The organism is Vibrio sp. 10N.261.54.A5, from assembly GCF_041471145.1.
Taxonomy (GTDB): Bacteria; Pseudomonadota; Gammaproteobacteria; order Enterobacterales; family Vibrionaceae; genus Vibrio; species Vibrio crassostreae_C.
This window is the reverse complement of record NZ_JBFRNU010000034.1, coordinates 43,919-58,298: the sequence shown is the minus strand read 5'-3', so window position 1 is coordinate 58,298 and position 14,380 is coordinate 43,919. Positions and strand designations below refer to the sequence as shown.

At 45.0% G+C, this 14,380-nt stretch carries 16 protein-coding genes; 7 read left to right on the top strand and 9 right to left on the bottom strand.

Translation table 11 applies throughout. The features are described 5' to 3' along the window. The first annotated feature begins 98 nt into the window (after positions 1-98). From AB4329_RS11205 to AB4329_RS11195, 3 genes are all read left to right on the top strand, one after another. A complete protein-coding gene (locus AB4329_RS11205) occupies positions 99-1,715 on the top strand; it encodes a methyl-accepting chemotaxis protein (protein ID WP_137002277.1) in 1,617 nt (538 codons plus the stop codon). Positions 1,716-1,892: 177 nt separating this feature from the next. Next, positions 1,893-2,591 (top strand): TIGR01621 family pseudouridine synthase, encoded by a 699-nt coding sequence (locus tag AB4329_RS11200; RefSeq protein WP_372138310.1) that lies wholly within the window; start codon positions 1,893-1,895, stop codon positions 2,589-2,591. Between the two features lie 8 nt (positions 2,592-2,599). Beyond that, positions 2,600-3,553, top strand: coding sequence for a class I SAM-dependent methyltransferase (locus AB4329_RS11195; protein ID WP_017068057.1), 954 nt, complete (start codon positions 2,600-2,602; stop codon positions 3,551-3,553). Between the two features lie 93 nt (positions 3,554-3,646). Here AB4329_RS11195 and AB4329_RS11190 read toward each other — a convergent pair whose 3' ends face one another. From AB4329_RS11190 to AB4329_RS11170, 5 genes are all read right to left on the bottom strand, one after another. After that, the gene (locus AB4329_RS11190; protein ID WP_017060320.1) at positions 3,647-4,264 is read right to left on the bottom strand and encodes a CDP-alcohol phosphatidyltransferase family protein; all 618 of its coding nucleotides are present in this window, start codon (positions 4,262-4,264) and stop codon (positions 3,647-3,649) included. Beyond that, positions 4,254-4,904, bottom strand: coding sequence for an ATP-binding cassette domain-containing protein (locus AB4329_RS11185; protein WP_017065359.1), 651 nt, complete (start codon positions 4,902-4,904; stop codon positions 4,254-4,256). Before AB4329_RS11185 ends, AB4329_RS11190 begins: the two co-directional genes overlap by 11 nt. Then, positions 4,870-6,570 (bottom strand): ABC transporter permease, encoded by a 1,701-nt coding sequence (locus AB4329_RS11180; protein ID WP_372138308.1) that lies wholly within the window; start codon positions 6,568-6,570, stop codon positions 4,870-4,872. Before AB4329_RS11180 ends, AB4329_RS11185 begins: the two co-directional genes overlap by 35 nt. 5 nt (positions 6,571-6,575) lie before the next feature. After that, a complete protein-coding gene (locus AB4329_RS11175) occupies positions 6,576-7,742 on the bottom strand; it encodes an ABC transporter substrate-binding protein (RefSeq protein ID WP_372138307.1) in 1,167 nt (388 codons plus the stop codon). Positions 7,743-8,170: 428 nt separating this feature from the next. After that, on the bottom strand, positions 8,171-8,617 hold the full coding sequence (locus tag AB4329_RS11170) for an META domain-containing protein (protein ID WP_004734625.1): 447 nt from the start codon (positions 8,615-8,617) through the stop codon (positions 8,171-8,173). Between the two features lie 188 nt (positions 8,618-8,805). Between AB4329_RS11170 and AB4329_RS11165 the strand changes: the two genes are divergently transcribed. Together AB4329_RS11165 and AB4329_RS11160 are read left to right on the top strand one after the other, a co-directional pair. Continuing rightward, positions 8,806-9,069 (top strand): DUF1289 domain-containing protein, encoded by a 264-nt coding sequence (locus tag AB4329_RS11165; RefSeq protein ID WP_017060324.1) that lies wholly within the window; start codon positions 8,806-8,808, stop codon positions 9,067-9,069. Between the two features lie 109 nt (positions 9,070-9,178). Then, on the top strand, positions 9,179-9,346 hold the full coding sequence (locus tag AB4329_RS11160; RefSeq protein WP_017060325.1) for a hypothetical protein: 168 nt from the start codon (positions 9,179-9,181) through the stop codon (positions 9,344-9,346). Positions 9,347-9,403: 57 nt separating this feature from the next. Here AB4329_RS11160 and AB4329_RS11155 read toward each other — a convergent pair whose 3' ends face one another. The 3 genes from AB4329_RS11155 to AB4329_RS11145 all read right to left on the bottom strand — a co-directional run bounded on the left by AB4329_RS11155 (position 9,404) and on the right by AB4329_RS11145 (position 11,547). Continuing rightward, a complete protein-coding gene (locus AB4329_RS11155; protein WP_017065764.1) occupies positions 9,404-9,706 on the bottom strand; it encodes a thiamine-binding protein in 303 nt (100 codons plus the stop codon). Between the two features lie 127 nt (positions 9,707-9,833). Continuing rightward, positions 9,834-10,055: a hypothetical protein gene (locus AB4329_RS11150; RefSeq protein ID WP_017057116.1), complete on the bottom strand. Its 222-nt coding sequence runs from the start codon at positions 10,053-10,055 to the stop codon at positions 9,834-9,836. A 253-nt stretch (positions 10,056-10,308) separates the two neighbouring features. Beyond that, a complete protein-coding gene (locus AB4329_RS11145; RefSeq protein ID WP_372138305.1) occupies positions 10,309-11,547 on the bottom strand; it encodes a DEAD/DEAH box helicase in 1,239 nt (412 codons plus the stop codon). A gap of 209 nt (positions 11,548-11,756) precedes the next feature. On the opposite strand from AB4329_RS11145, the gene AB4329_RS11140 reads away from it, so the two are divergent. Both AB4329_RS11140 and AB4329_RS11135 read left to right on the top strand, forming a co-directional pair. Next, the gene (locus AB4329_RS11140; RefSeq protein WP_017060328.1) at positions 11,757-12,383 is read left to right on the top strand and encodes a LysE family translocator; all 627 of its coding nucleotides are present in this window, start codon (positions 11,757-11,759) and stop codon (positions 12,381-12,383) included. A gap of 267 nt (positions 12,384-12,650) precedes the next feature. Next, positions 12,651-13,007 (top strand): hypothetical protein, encoded by a 357-nt coding sequence (locus AB4329_RS11135; protein WP_017060329.1) that lies wholly within the window; start codon positions 12,651-12,653, stop codon positions 13,005-13,007. Positions 13,008-13,150: 143 nt separating this feature from the next. On the opposite strand, the gene AB4329_RS11130 is transcribed toward AB4329_RS11135, so the two are convergent. Next, on the bottom strand, positions 13,151-14,275 hold the full coding sequence (locus tag AB4329_RS11130; RefSeq protein ID WP_372132426.1) for a M14-type cytosolic carboxypeptidase: 1,125 nt from the start codon (positions 14,273-14,275) through the stop codon (positions 13,151-13,153). Positions 14,276-14,380: the final 105 nt, after the last annotated feature.

The window sequence follows — 14,380 nt, the reverse complement described above, 5'->3', positions numbered from 1 at the left end:
TATCTAAGAAAAATAACCATTAAAGGTATCCGTCTGATAGCCGATATAAATGGAACGAATAGCTGTTAGAGCTATATTTTGATTTAGGTAGGTGTTGTTTGAAATTGTCAGTGAGAAAGAAACTGTATGCCGGTTTTGGCTCTATATTGGCGGTGCTTGTCACGTTAGTCGGTATTGTATGGATGGAAGTTATTGGCGCTCATAAGAGCGCCGATGAGATTAGATTAGATGATGTACCGGGTACCGTTACCTACCTTGTTTTGATCGATGAAGCTGGAGATGTCTATCGAGATGCTCTGGGTGCAATCACTCTGGTCGATAATGCACTCAATGATTATCGAACCAACAAGAACGAATTTGCTCAAGCTATCGAGCAGGCTAAGCGTTTGGAGAGTAGAGGTTCGGAAGACCACCGCCGTATTCAGCGAATTGAAGACCTGATGGGGCGTTTCACTCAAGAGTTTGAATCAAAGCTTGTGCCGAAGATCAATGATGAAGCTGCGCTACTAGCCAATATTCAACAGCTACGATCTTTGTATGAGAGCAATCTTATCCCTATTGAGAACTTACTGGATCAAGCGTCAGCAAGTGAGCGCGCAGATACAGAACAGTCACTACTGACACTAACCGACACGTTTACTACCATCGAGCGCACCATCATGGTGTTGTCTGCTATTGCGATTGTCTTTGGTTGTGTGATTGCGTATCTATTGTCTAGCTCTATTACCAATCGTCTTACTCGTGTAGAACAAGTAGCACGACGTGTAGCAAATGGTGACCTAACGGCAGGCGACATTATTGATGATTCTGGTGATGAATTGGCTGAACTGGCTAAGTCGATTAACCAGATGCAGAAATCACTAGTAGACCTATTAGGTTCAATCTCGTCTGTGACTCACCAAGTCCAATCGGTGACAGGGGAGCTCTCTTCTATTAGCCAAGACATCGTTACTGGTGCATCAGCTCAAGCAGACAAAGCTAACTTGATTGCAACGGCTGCTGAAGAGCTAAGCTTGACCATTTCTGAAGTGGCGCAGCAAGGTACTTCAACTTATGAAGAAGCACGTCGCTCAGAAACCTCTGCAGAAGATGGCCGCAACGTGATTGTTGAGATGGTGGCGAGTATTCAACAAGTGTCGACTCAAATGAGCGATATGTCGTTGCAAATGAATACTCTAGGTTCTCACGGTGAGCAGATTGGTAGCGTTATCAAGGTAATCGAAGACATTGCTGAGCAAACTAACCTGTTAGCTCTTAACGCTGCGATTGAGGCTGCGCGTGCTGGCGAGTTTGGTCGTGGTTTTGCTGTGGTAGCCGATGAAGTGCGAGCGCTAGCAGAAAGAACAACCAAAGCGACACGAGAAGTCTCGGGCATCATTCAATCGATTCAATCGGGCACTCAAGAAGCGGTGACTTACACTCAAGATAACTGTCGTTTAGTTGAGATTGGTGTTGAGCAAAGCTCAGGTGCTGTTTCGGCTCTAGAAGCGATTGTGAGCGGTGCGGGCAATGTACAAAGCATGGTTAACTCTATTGCGACTGCGGCAGAAGAACAGACGGCTGTGACCAAAGAAATTGCAGCGGACATTACCGCGATTAGCGATATCTCTGAGCAATCTCTGCAGCTAGCAACTCGTAGCTCCGAAAATACATCAGGCTTGAACGCTAAGGTTGCTGAGCTAGAAGCATTAGTTGGTAAGTTTAAACTGGCGTAAAGCGGTAGCTTGGTTCTATTTACCTATTGGTAATCGAGTAAAGACCACGCACTGATCGCTAGTTGCTGAAAAGAAGCCCAACGATTCAATATTTATTGAGTGAGTTGGGCTTTTTCGTAGCTGGAATCTGGGTTCAGACGAGGTATACTCTACGTTCTACAATGGAGCTAGCCTTTAATGTTCGATATTCTTCTGAACCACTCTGATTTTTTACTTATCAATAAGCACCCTGGAGTCAGCGTCCACAAAGACGATGGCGATACCATGTTGCTTCAAGAAGTTGCTAAGGCAATTAATGAGCCTAAGCTGTATCTCGTTCATCGACTAGATAAAATGACTTCGGGCATTCTGCTGCTGGCAAAAAATGCGTCGGCGGCGAGCGAGCTTTCACAGCTATTTGCAAAGCGTGAAGTAGAGAAATACTACCTTGCGATCGGTTCTAAGAAGCCAAAGAAAAAGCAGGGTTTGATTTCTGGGGATATGGAGCGCTCACGACGCTCAAGTTGGAAACTTCTGACATCCAAAGAGAACCCTGCGATTACTCAGTTTTTATCAGCAACGGCTGAACCCGGTGAGCGTCTGCTGTTATGCAAACCCTATACGGGGCGAACTCACCAGATCCGTGTCGCGATGAAGTCGATCGGCTCAGCCATTGTTGGTGACCCTATTTATAATCCATCGAGTGAGGCTGACAGAGGTTATCTGCATGCCTTCGCGACTCGATTTGCCTATCAATCACAAGCCTACGAATATGTCTGCGATCCAAGAAGCCTAAACTCCTTGGGTGAGAAGTGGCATCAAGAAACCGTGTCGAACGGTTTGGACAGTTGGCTTGAACCTTGGTCATTAACTTGGCCAAAGCTAAACACTAAGTGAGTGAAATAATGGAAGCATCAGCTTTACCTCTGTTTTTTAGTCATATTGAACAGCAACTTAATGAAGTACCAAACGAACTACGCCGTATTTTCCACGGGCGCGGTAAGTTTTGGCCTGGTCTAGAGCAACTGACATGTGACTGGGTTGATGGACAGCTACTGGTTAACGTGTTTAAAGAAGTCGACGATGAATTCTTGTCATCTCTTAAAGCTGGATTGGTTGAACTCACCAACAAAGATATCTGGCAATCAAAGCAGGGCACAAGCATTGTTCTGCAACACCGTTATGCCGATGGTGCGCCTTCAGAGGTTCTATGGGGTGAGTTGAATGACTCTCCGGTTGTGGTTGAGCATGGCCTTAAGTACCAATTAGACATTGGCCGTAATCAGAACTTCGGTTTGTTCCTAGACATGCGTAATGGTCGTCAGTGGGTACAAGATAATGCCAAGGATAAGAACGTTCTTAACCTGTTTGCATACACTTGTGGTTTCTCTGTCGCGGCTATCGCTGGTGGCGCTCGTCAATGCATGAACGTGGACATGTCACGTGGCTCGCTAAACAAAGGTCGCGATAACCACCGTCTGAATGAACACGATATGCGCTCGGTTAACTTCCTTGGCTACGATATCTTTAAGTCGTGGGGGAAAATCAAGAAGGGCGGTCCTTATGAGTTGGTGATTATCGATCCACCTTCGTTCCAAAAAGGCAGCTTCGCCCTAACTAAAGACTACAAAAAAATCTTACGTCGTTTGCCTGAACTTCTAACTGAAGGCGGTGAAGTGATTGCGTGTGTGAACTCACCAGCAGTCTCACCAAACTTCCTGATTGAGACGATGGCAGAAGAAGCGCCAAGCGTTGAGTTTATTGAACGTCTGGACAACCCGCCTGAGTTTGTCGATGTCGACCTTGATTCAAGCCTAAAGGTATTGAGGTTTAAAATCACGGCTTCAGCTGAAGCTTGATGTCATGATTTAGCGGGCATTATCCATACTAATATAGAAAACGCCGCTCACAATGAGCGGCGTTTTTATAGGTGCAAGAAACTAACTCATTTGTTAACTAGCTTGGTTTTTTAGTGTCTGAAAACCAAAATAAATACGCATGAACGTGGTTAGCCAACAAGCTGCACCAAAGGTGTAAGCGATAACCGCAAAGTGTTGAGGCCAAATACAGAAAGCAATGAAACACGCGATGGTTTCTGTACCTTCGGTTAACCCCGACATGTAATAGAGAGACTTATGTTTATAGACTGGGTTTTCAATACCTCGCTTACCAGCCATAACCGCAAACGCTAAAAAGCTGCTGCCTGTGCCGATAAAAGAGAAAATCAAAAATGCACCGGCAATGGCGTTGTGTTCTGGGTTGGCAATGACAAATCCAAAAGGGATCAGCGAGTAGAATAGGAAATCTAGGCTGATATCGAGGAAACCGCCCGCATCACTAATGCCTTGGATTCGAGCCAAGGCTCCATCAAGCCCATCACATACTCTATTAAACACAATGAAGCCTAACGCCCACTCATATTGTTGAAATGCCAACGCTGGAAACGCTAAACACCCAATCAGAAATCCGAATAACGTGGTTTGATTGGCCGTGATACCCAATTGGTTTAGTAACTTAGCAGACTGATTTAATGGCCACTTAATGACCTTAATGGAGTACTTATCCAGCATGGTTACTTCTCCATGGCCAAGACAGTACTTCTGCCCCTTGAGGTACATCGGCTTCGTCGTGCGTGACCATTAATGTAGGGATATTCGCTTTGGTCAGCTGTTCGAAGACCCAATCGCGAAATTGTGCTCTGAGCTCTTGGTCTAACTTACTGAACGGTTCGTCAAGCAGGGCGAGTTTAGGCTTGGCTAACAACATACGAGTCAAGCTTATTCTTGCGCGTTGACCGCCGGATATTTGATCCGGGAAAGATTCAGCTAAGTGAGTTAGCTCTATGTCTTTTAGTGCAGCCATTGCTTGTTTTTGGCGAGCGGAACCTTTAACAGAGTTCGGTAACGAAAAGGCCAAGTTTTCCCATACTTTGAGGTGCGGAAACAACAAGTCATCTTGAAACAAAATACCGACTTCACGCTGATGTGATGGAAGCTCGTCGAGCTGAATATTGTTCAACACAACGGTGCCAGAGTACGAAAACTCTTCACTTAAGTGACCAGCAATCGCATCCAGTAAGGTCGACTTTCCGCAGCCACTCGGCCCCATCAAAGCCAGTATTTGGCCAGATTCTAATGTGACGTTTAGCGCTGAGAACAGCGAATCTCCATCGGTTTTACGGATGGCGAGGTCGTTGAGGTACAGACTCATTACTTAGGAAACCTTTAAAAGTAAGACGGCGATATCTGAGTTGAAGTCGGCTGACTAATATCGCTAAAGAGAAAAAGAACAGAGGCAATAGGGCCTGCCAAATGGCATAGATTGCTGTCACCCTGCGGTCGAAACCACTGGTAAGTGCAACGGCTTCTGTGGTGATCGTGCTAATACGGCCCGCGCCGAGCATTAATGTTGGAAGGTATTGGGCCAAACTCACGCTGATCCCGACCGCCCAAGCAAAGGCAATCGCAGGAAGCAAGATTGGTAGTTTGATCGAATACCAACTCTGAAATGGCGATTTACCTAGGCTCAGCGAGGCTTTAATCAACCCATCATTGAAGCTTTTCCACGGGCCATCCAAAGACAGATACACGAACGGGAAAGCAAAGAAAACATGCGCCCAAATCACCCAGAACTCATAGGCACTACTGCCGATGTAGAGGGTCGTGACTTGCATACCAAACAACACTGAAAGCTGTGGTATTAGCATTGGAATAGCGATAATGAAGCCCGGAACTTGCCACTTGTATTTGATTCTGTATTCGTGAGCCACCAGCGCAAGCAACAAAGCGACTGAAGCGGCAATCAGACCAATCCATAAGCTTTGACCCACAGTACTCATGATGGCATCCCACTCGAACTCCCAGAAGCGCATGCTGTAGCGGCTCGGCAGTAAATCAGGGAAGCGCCAACGCTGAGCAACGCTCCAAATTACCATTAAAGGAATGATCAGCAGTGAAAGGCTAGCAAGGACAGTGAATACCGTTTTCCCCGGAAGGTTTGCCCCTGTTCTTCCGGAATACTGCCAAGTTCGAAAGTACTTAAGAACCGCCCATTCAACTAAACGCGCCAAGGCGATGATCAACGAAGCCAAGCCAAACAAAACGATCGCACCAGCAGCAGCTCGTGGCAGTAGATTAAGGTCTGGATCGTTGAACCATTGCCACACTAAAACGGCAAAAGTCGGCGGGTTGGTTGGGCCAATGATCAGAGCAATATCGACAACCGAGACGCTATAGGCGAGCACAGCCAGCACTGGGAAGCGAAGCTTAGTAAACCATTGCGGGAAAATACACTTCCACCAGATCTGAGCGCGGCTGTAACCGAGTGATGCACTCACCTTAGTGATACGTTCTACATCGATTTGTTGAAGTATCGATATGCTCATCAGCAACAAGAAAGGAACTTCTTTGAGTGCGAGCATAATGATTAGGCCAAACGCGTAAGGATCTTTGATCAACAAAGCCAATTCAGAGCTTGTAGCCGATTCACCAAGTAAGTGGTGTACGGCTCTTGCTCCAAGGCCTGTTGGGCTAAACAAAAAAGCAAAGCCGATAGCGAAAGCCACATGCGGAATGGCAAGCATTGGCGATAGCGTTAGCTCAATCTTTCTCCAAAACTTGTTTCCCCAAGAAGCCTGAAGAATGCAAAAGGTAAGAAAGCAGGCGATGTAGCTGCTGGCGACCGCTGAACCTAGGCTTAAGCCAATAGAGTGCCAAGCCCCTTCCCATTGAAAGACTTGGCTAAACCCGTTGAGTGTTGGCTCGTCTAAACCTAAGGGCGGGATGAAACTCAGTGACGAAGCCACGACTCCCGCTACCCCAGGAATGGTTGGGATGATACATACCGCTATAACAACAAAATATAGAGCGCGAAGCATGGAGGTTAGTTACCGTATCGCTTAAGCCACTCTTTCTCGAGCGCGTTTTGCCAACTAGGATGCGGTTCATCAATCGATTTAAATTGCTGAGTATTTTTAGCGCTGCCGGTTAAGTACTTACTGCTCAATACAGAAGGGTCACCCCAGACATTAAGGTCACCTTTGCGAGATTGTGCTTCTGGGCTCAACAAGAAGTTGATGGTCACTTGAGCACCCGCGGTTGCATTGGCATTCCAAGGAATCGCAAGGAAGTGAATGTTAGACAGAGCGCCGCTTTCTAACGCATAAGCCTTGGTAGTTTCCGCTAGGCGGCCACTTGATTGTGCTGAATATACAGAGTTTGGATTGAACGTAATCGCGAGGTCGATCTGTCCGTCATCCAGAAGTTGGATGCTTTCCGATGTGCCTGCTGGGAACTGCTTTCCACCGCGCCACGCCACTTTATGGAATTTATCTAAGTAAGCCCACAGTGGTGCCGTTACTTCTTGGAAGTTGTCTTCTGAAACCGGCTGAGCCAGCGCAGGGTTATTGTTTGTTAGTTCAATCAGTAGTGACTTAATGAAGCTCGTGCCATGAAACTCTGGTGGGCGAGGGTAGCTTAAGCGGTTCGGGAAAGCCTGAGCGTAGCTTAACATCTCAGAGAATGATTGTGGCGGGTTGTGAAGTGTTTCTTGGTCATGAATGAACACCAGTTGTCCCACGCCCCACGGTGCTTCTAAGCCTTCTGTCGGCTCTGAGAAATCGACATCAATTGGCAGAGACTTATCGACATACTGCCAATTTGGAAGTGATTCCGTAAATGGCCCAAACAATAGCGCGTTGTCTTTCATCGAACGGAAGTTCTCGCCATTAATCCAGACGATATCGACGCTGCCTTCACTGTTCTTTCCTGCCGCTTTTTCAGCAAGCAGTCGAGTGGTGGTTTCCGCAATATCGGTCACTTTCACATGCTTTAACGTGACACCGTAGTCACTTTGTAATTTCTTGCCTGCCCACTGTAGGTAACGATTGATCTCTTGGCTTCCGCCCCAAGCGTGAAAGTAGACAGTTTCTCCCTCTGCCTGCTGTTCTATTTGGTTCCAGCTGTCGATGGATGTTGCTTCATCAGCATAAATGGTTGCGCTGTATGCAACGGTTGCCATGATTCCTAACGTACTTACTATATTGTTCATAAACTTTTCCATTTGGTAGTGAACGGGCAAGAGCATTGTATTTTCAAACTCCCTAGGGCGTATTGACCCTTCGTGGTTAACGAAAGATCAACATGCCCTAATAGTTATTCTATCTGTTTCTGAAATAAATTCTAATTCAACAGTAAATTCAATCAATTACTTGAGAATAAGCAGGGAGTTCGCGGTCGAGTTTTGTTCGATACGTAATCATCTCGAAAACTCGACAGACTCTAGGCTTTTGCCATCCTAGCAACAGACCGCTGAACCGTTGAATTTATTGCATCTAAATGAGAGATTTTTGAGGTTTATTGGAGGTTGGTACGAAAAGTCGGCGATGAGCGTCAATTTTGAAGAAGTAGTGAGGGCAAGCTGACAATAAAAAAGGAGCCATCAGGCTCCTTTAATCAGTATTTGGTTTCGATGACGGATTAGTTTACCCAGTCACGAATTGTGTACGTTAGCGTGTGTACATCGTTTTTCAGTACTAGCGTATCGTTTGTTAGCGTTACGTCGCTCCACTCGCTTAGAGTAGCAGAAACCGATTGTTCGATTTCCATCGCAGAGCCGTGACACATTTTCATTGTCATGCCCATTTGCTTGATACGGAATTGACCGTCTTTCAGCTCGCCTTGACCGAAGAAGTTGTTACAACCAGCCATGCCGTTTGCAGTCATCTTTTCGCCGATCTCTAGACGAGGAGCTGCTTGGTCTTCGCTTTTCACAATGTCCTTGCCATCAATTTGCGCAAGTTCCCAATTATGGTGCTGTAGATCGGTTGGTGTTACTTGCATCGCGTTGTCACCTGTTGTTGTGCATGCTGCTAGCATCATAGGTAAAGCGGCTACTGCTAGTAATTTTTTTGAACTAAACTTCATATTATAAGGCTCCAAAGGAAAGAACGAAGTTACCGGATAAGTGTAACTTGATGGGTTCAAAGTATAGTTTACAAAACACTATATGTGTCAGTATAAGGTCATAGTTTAGTATGGATTTCACGAGCCAGGCGACAAATTAATCGCTTATTTTTGAGAGAGTAAGCGTAATTTTGAATGTGTAAGGAGGCATGGTGGAGCAGTTAGAGTTTTTCCAAGTTCCAAGCCCTTGCGTTGGGGTTTGTTCAAGCGATGACAAAGGCTATTGCAACGGTTGTATGCGCAAGAGAGAAGAGCGCTTTAATTGGATGTCGATGACACCGTCAGAACAATTGCACGTGATAAAGCTGTGTCGTCAGCGCTATAGAAGAAAAATAATGAATCAAAAAAACTTGATTGGTAAGCAGGTCGATGAAGAGGGAAATACCAGTCCCCAAAGAGATCTTTTTGGCTAAAGAGGAAGTATTTAGATTTTATTTAACTCCGAAGTAACTATTACTTTACATAATGGTTGGGGTGTAATATTAAAGTAGGTACCTTTGTACCTGAAGGAGTGGTGTCGGTATGAATAAAAAGAACGTAAAAATCAAAAAAGAGCCAGTCAAAGCACTTGACCGAAAACCGATCGGGGCAAAAGATGACCCTGAAGAGACTCCGCGTGATTGGCATTCGATGTCAGAAGAAGAACGAATGGAAATCCTTTCTCACCTCTCAGACATGCCTTTCCAATAACACCACTGGTTCTTCAGAGCCTTTCTTAAAGCTCAGTTTTCAGAAACAAAAATGTGATTAAACAAACATGTGATTCGCTTTCGTTACACCACGATGGTACGTGCAAAATGTATCATCGGCCTCGGTGGTTTTACTGTGAATCTTAATGTTTGTGATCACTTCTACCGCCCCTGCATCGTAGCAAGCTTGTTCTGCTTTTTTAACGATATCGAGTAATTGGTTGAGTTCACCTTTCATCGTAGTTTCCATCGCACCGACTTGGAAAGGCACATCGGCAGCTTTCACAACTTCAATGGCTTTATCAACCACTTCGAAGTTGTTGCCTTCTTTAACGCGAGGTATCACTTGGAAGGCAACCATCACTTCTTTTTCTCTTTTTAACTCAGACACTTTCTGCTTACTCTAGGATAGGGAATTGTTGCAGATGATAGGTTAATTCGGAGACGAATTCTACAGCGATTATGCTGGTTGGATTACTCTCTTTGTCCTACTTGTTACCCCAGTGGTCACTTACCCAACCACCTATGTGCTCATCAAAATGACTGCCACTGAACCTCTGGTTGCGTTCAACCGAAGTATCACAATCATCTTTATTATCTATTAGGGTTTGTATGTAGTTTGCCATCGGGTCATTGGAACGTTGACGATCTCGGCGAGTTGCCACTTCCTTAATCAGTTGTAATCGATATGTAGAGCTAGCACGTTTCATTTCAATGACCTCCTGTTGTAGACACTAATAGAAAAATCTAGTTGCTAGATATAGGGGCGTCAACGTGATTTAAGAGTATTTTTTTTGAGCAACCAAGAATCAATACGTTGGCATCATAATTCACAAAAGTGTCATTTAAGTTGGCAACTTTAGGGAAGTTTTTGGGTGTGAATTTGTATTTTGTTGCATATAAAAAAGCCCAGTACAAACTGAGCTGACCATTCTATTTCTGGTTACTTAGAGTTATTTCTGGTTACTTAGAGCTATTTGGTTTGCTTTTAAATTGCTTAATGCTTTTCTTTTTAGCTGTTCTTCGATTGGCCATTTTATCTTTAGGTGGACGCTTGCGAGCGGTCGTTTCAGATGCAGGTTTGTCGGTAACCGGGAAACCCTCTAATGGTTGCAGCACTAACGGCTTATTGGTCAAGGTGCGAATCGCATTGAGGTAGTCAGTTTCGCTGTGGCTAACCAGAGAGACCGCGCAGCCAGTACTTCCTGCTCTTGCTGTACGACCAACGCGGTGTACGTAAGTTGCTGAGTGAGAAGGTAATTCGAAGTTAATTACGACAGGTAATTGATCAATATGAATGCCTCTAGCCATCACGTCTGTCGCGATAAGCACACGAGTCTCGCCATTTTTGAAACTTTCTAATGCTTGCTCTCGTTCTTCTTGGCTCTTATTTCCATGTAACGCACTCACACTGATTTTGGCTTTATTCAATCGTTTGGTTAATGCATCGGCATTGTCTTTTGCGCCAATAAATACCAATATTTGCGGCCATGTGTGTTGATTGAGTAGTGCGATGAGCGCTTGAGCTTTACTGCCTTTGTTCACTAAATACAGGGTTTCTTCAATAGCCGCGACCACGCTGTTTTCTTGATGTGTCGTGACCTTAACTGGATTTGAAAGAAGCTCTTCAGCCTGACCTACTAATTCGGGCGGAAGTGTCGCAGAGAACAACAGTGACTGACGTTTGCTCGGTAGTGCTGAAGTAATCGCTTGAATATCTGGCCAAAATCCCATGTCGATCAGGCGGTCGGCTTCATCAAGAACCAATGATGAACACCGAGCTATATCCAGTTCATCACTTTTGATTAAAGCAAGTAGGCGGCCCGGTGTGGCGATGGCTAATTGTGGTTTAGTCGATAATTGTTGCTGTTGATCATCAGTATTTACGCCGCCCGTTAGCGTTACCAATTTGATATTGAGCGTTGTCGCGATCGGTTCTAAAGATTTGGTCACTTGAGATGCAAGTTCACGGGTTGGAACAATGATCAGTGCTTGCAGTTCATTCACATCTTGGTTGATGTTATTCAGTAAAGGTAAGCCGAACGCCAATGTTTTACCGCTGCCCGTTTGAGCCAATGCGAGTACGTCTTTCCCCGCAATAATGGTAGGAATTACCGCTTGCTGTATCTCTGTCGGCTTATTGAATTGAGATGAGAGCGCGGAGACGGTTTTTGCGTTAAGGGTGAGGCTATCAAATGACATAAATGAACCAAGTATCAAAAAGGAGGTGGAGTCTATCAGGGCTACAAATGTTAGAGAATCAGTTTTGTATGTTAGACGATAAACACATTCATTATACGCGCGAATTATGTCTGTTAGCTATACGCGATAATTAAGCGTTTATCATATTGTAATGGCACTGAATGGACGTACAATGTCCGCCCTAAAAATGTTCATGAAATGAGATCGAAATGAGTTGGGACAGTATCTGGCTGTTTATCGTTATCGTGTTTTTTATTGCCATTATCCCGGGCCCAAATGCGCTGTTGGTATTAAGCACAGCCTTAACTCAAAGGAAGCTGTTCGCATTTGTGAACGTGTTGGGCGTGTCATGTGGTTTCTTTTTTCATGCCTTTATCTCGGCTAACGGCATAAGCTTATTACTGTCGAACACTCCCATGGCCTTTGAAGGGCTAAAGTGGGCTGGGGTTTTGTATCTTGTCTGGCTTGGGTATAACCATTTTCGTGCGGCGCTGCGCGCTCAAGAGGGCGTGCTCTCTGTGGTCAGTGCATCGGGAAGTAAGCTTTATAAGCAATTTTTCAAAGGGCTTCTCACTAATCTACTGAATCCTAAAATTGTCCTGTTTTATCTTTCTATATTCCCTCAATTTGTTTCAACAGATGCGATTGTGACAGACAGTTTGATACTTGGTGCAATTCAAGCGTCAGTGGTGTCGATGTGGTTCTTAGTTGTGATCTTAATGGCGGATACCTTTAAGCGCTTGTTAGTTCAAAAGCGCACCTCGCAAATGATGAACATTGTGTGTGGGATTCTATTCGTGGGCTTCAGCATTCAGTTGGCATTGTTTCAGCTTTAGGGTGCGATGCGAAGAATTGGGTTTTTAGCTATTGGTTCAGTTCATTTCCGGCTTAGTTCTCGTTTCCATCTTAGTTTTCATTTCCGATTCAGTTCTCATTTTTTACTGAATGCTAAGCAATCAGTGTTTCTCTGTATAAATCTCTAAAGCATTAGCTCGGGAAGTCGATATAATTATTAGCTATCAATTTGGTGAATGTGTTTATTTGAGACCAATTGAAGCTACAGCCTATTGCTTGACCGAAATAACAGAGACAGGGAGTCACCAATGCGTGAAGATTCATTCACCCAGAAACGCAAATATTACCGCTTAAAGTACCCTCAAAAGGCTCGTCCGGTGATGCGAATTAAGGATGAGCTTTTTCATGTCAGCGAAGTTTCTGAAAAGGGTGTACGCCTGATGATGCGTAACATCATTCCGGTTTATCGTGGCTTTTCAATGGCCGGCACCTTGAGGTTGCATGACAACAACAGTATCGATATTAGCGGTGCTGTATTGCGACAAGAAGGTGACGAAGTGATCGTTCAGTTATCACAAGGTCCGAGCTTCAAAGATATGGTGTCTGAACAACGCCACATTAGGCAAAGATACCCAGTGTTTTTTGCTAGCCTCAGAGTGGCATAGAAAGCTTTTAAAGTTAGATTCACTCATCCAAGCCGATATTAAAAAGCCCAGCACTTTCACAAGTGCTGGGCTTTGTTCTATCTATAGCCCAGATTCTTATAAACCAAAGGCGATACAGGTAAAGCTAATGAGCTTAGTTCGCCTTATAGCTCGTCTACTGTAGCCCAAACTGCGGCTAGCATATCGTGACCAAACGCGACACTTCGTTCTGGAGACCAGCCGTAAAGTTCGTCAGCGTGACTGATGTGATCTTTAAATGGCATCTCGACGGTGTAAGTCAAACACTTGAATTGCTCACCAATCCAGTTTGTGCCAACTGTCATGTTTGCTTTGCCTGGTTCGTCTTTATCGTAACCAAATTCATCTTGGAACTCTGGCGTGATAGTGAGCAGTGCTTGCTTGAAGTGGCTCTCTAGCTTCGCGATGCGCTCGTTGTAAGAAGGTGTGCCTTCGCTACCTGCTACAAAGTTATATGGAATCGCTTCGTCGCCGTGAATATCTAGACACAGGTCAACGCCCGTTTCCAGCATACGCTCGCGAACAAGGAATACCTCTGGGCTGCGTTCCATAGAAGGTGATTGCCATTCGCGGTTCAGGTTTACGCCAATCGCGTTAGTACGCAGGTGACCGCGGATGCTGCCATCTGGATTCATGTTTGGTACAACTCTGAACACAACGCTGTCTAGAAGAGAGCGACCAACCGTATCTGTTTCATCAAGTAGGCGTTGTAGCAGGCCTTCGATCAGCCATTCAGCCATCGTCTCGCCAGGGTGTTGGCGACCAATAACCCAGATGTTTTTCTTCTCTTCACTTGGCTCGCCGATGGTTAGCAAAGTGATGTCGTTGTTGTCTAGCGTCTGACCTAGAGTTTCAAGCTTACAAGCAGGGTGCGTTTGAGCATTGTGCAGAAGATCTTGGTGACGATCGTATGAGTACGGCGCGAAGTACGCGAAGTACATTGAATCGTGTTCAGGGATGATATCGAAGCTTAATGTATCGCCATCGAACTGAGATGGGATACGGAACCACTCTTCACGGTCATACGATGCAACTACATCGTAATCTTTCCAGCCTTCAGGGTAGGCAGATGTTGCCAATTGACCGATTTCAAAGTGGTGAGATTGTTGAGCTTCACTTTCTAAGCGGAAGTGAAACCACTGAGAGATTTCAGTTTGGTAGTCTGCTGGGATCGTCAGTTGAATGTTTTGTGGTGAATCTGCAGAAACGACGTGAATGTTGCCGCTTTCGAAATTGCTGAAAATTTTCATTGTAGTTTTTATCTCGTAGTTGAGTTGCCGTAAGACTAGCACACTTTTTTTCGAGCAAACCACTAACTAAATCGTAATGAGATGTTATTTCAACTATCTACTTTT

What these genes read in the sequence shown, in the direction of transcription:
- AB4329_RS11200 (WP_372138310.1), top strand. Translation starts at nt 1,893, where the DNA reads ATGTTCGATATTCTTCTGAACCACTCTGATTTTTTACTTATCAATAAG.
- AB4329_RS11195 (WP_017068057.1), top strand. Translation starts at nt 2,600, where the DNA reads ATGGAAGCATCAGCTTTACCTCTGTTTTTTAGTCATATTGAACAGCAA.
- AB4329_RS11190 (WP_017060320.1), bottom strand. Translation starts at nt 4,264, where the DNA reads ATGCTGGATAAGTACTCCATTAAGGTCATTAAGTGGCCATTAAATCAG.
- AB4329_RS11185 (WP_017065359.1), bottom strand. Translation starts at nt 4,904, where the DNA reads ATGAGTCTGTACCTCAACGACCTCGCCATCCGTAAAACCGATGGAGAT.
- AB4329_RS11180 (WP_372138308.1), bottom strand. Translation starts at nt 6,570, where the DNA reads ATGCTTCGCGCTCTATATTTTGTTGTTATAGCGGTATGTATCATCCCA.
- AB4329_RS11175 (WP_372138307.1), bottom strand. Translation starts at nt 7,742, where the DNA reads ATGAACAATATAGTAAGTACGTTAGGAATCATGGCAACCGTTGCATAC.
- AB4329_RS11170 (WP_004734625.1), bottom strand. Translation starts at nt 8,617, where the DNA reads ATGAAGTTTAGTTCAAAAAAATTACTAGCAGTAGCCGCTTTACCTATG.
- AB4329_RS11165 (WP_017060324.1), top strand. Translation starts at nt 8,806, where the DNA reads ATGGTGGAGCAGTTAGAGTTTTTCCAAGTTCCAAGCCCTTGCGTTGGG.
- AB4329_RS11160 (WP_017060325.1), top strand. Translation starts at nt 9,179, where the DNA reads ATGAATAAAAAGAACGTAAAAATCAAAAAAGAGCCAGTCAAAGCACTT.
- AB4329_RS11155 (WP_017065764.1), bottom strand. Translation starts at nt 9,706, where the DNA reads ATGGTTGCCTTCCAAGTGATACCTCGCGTTAAAGAAGGCAACAACTTC.
- AB4329_RS11150 (WP_017057116.1), bottom strand. Translation starts at nt 10,055, where the DNA reads ATGAAACGTGCTAGCTCTACATATCGATTACAACTGATTAAGGAAGTG.
- AB4329_RS11145 (WP_372138305.1), bottom strand. Translation starts at nt 11,547, where the DNA reads ATGTCATTTGATAGCCTCACCCTTAACGCAAAAACCGTCTCCGCGCTC.
- AB4329_RS11140 (WP_017060328.1), top strand. Translation starts at nt 11,757, where the DNA reads ATGAGTTGGGACAGTATCTGGCTGTTTATCGTTATCGTGTTTTTTATT.
- AB4329_RS11135 (WP_017060329.1), top strand. Translation starts at nt 12,651, where the DNA reads ATGCGTGAAGATTCATTCACCCAGAAACGCAAATATTACCGCTTAAAG.
- AB4329_RS11130 (WP_372132426.1), bottom strand. Translation starts at nt 14,275, where the DNA reads ATGAAAATTTTCAGCAATTTCGAAAGCGGCAACATTCACGTCGTTTCT.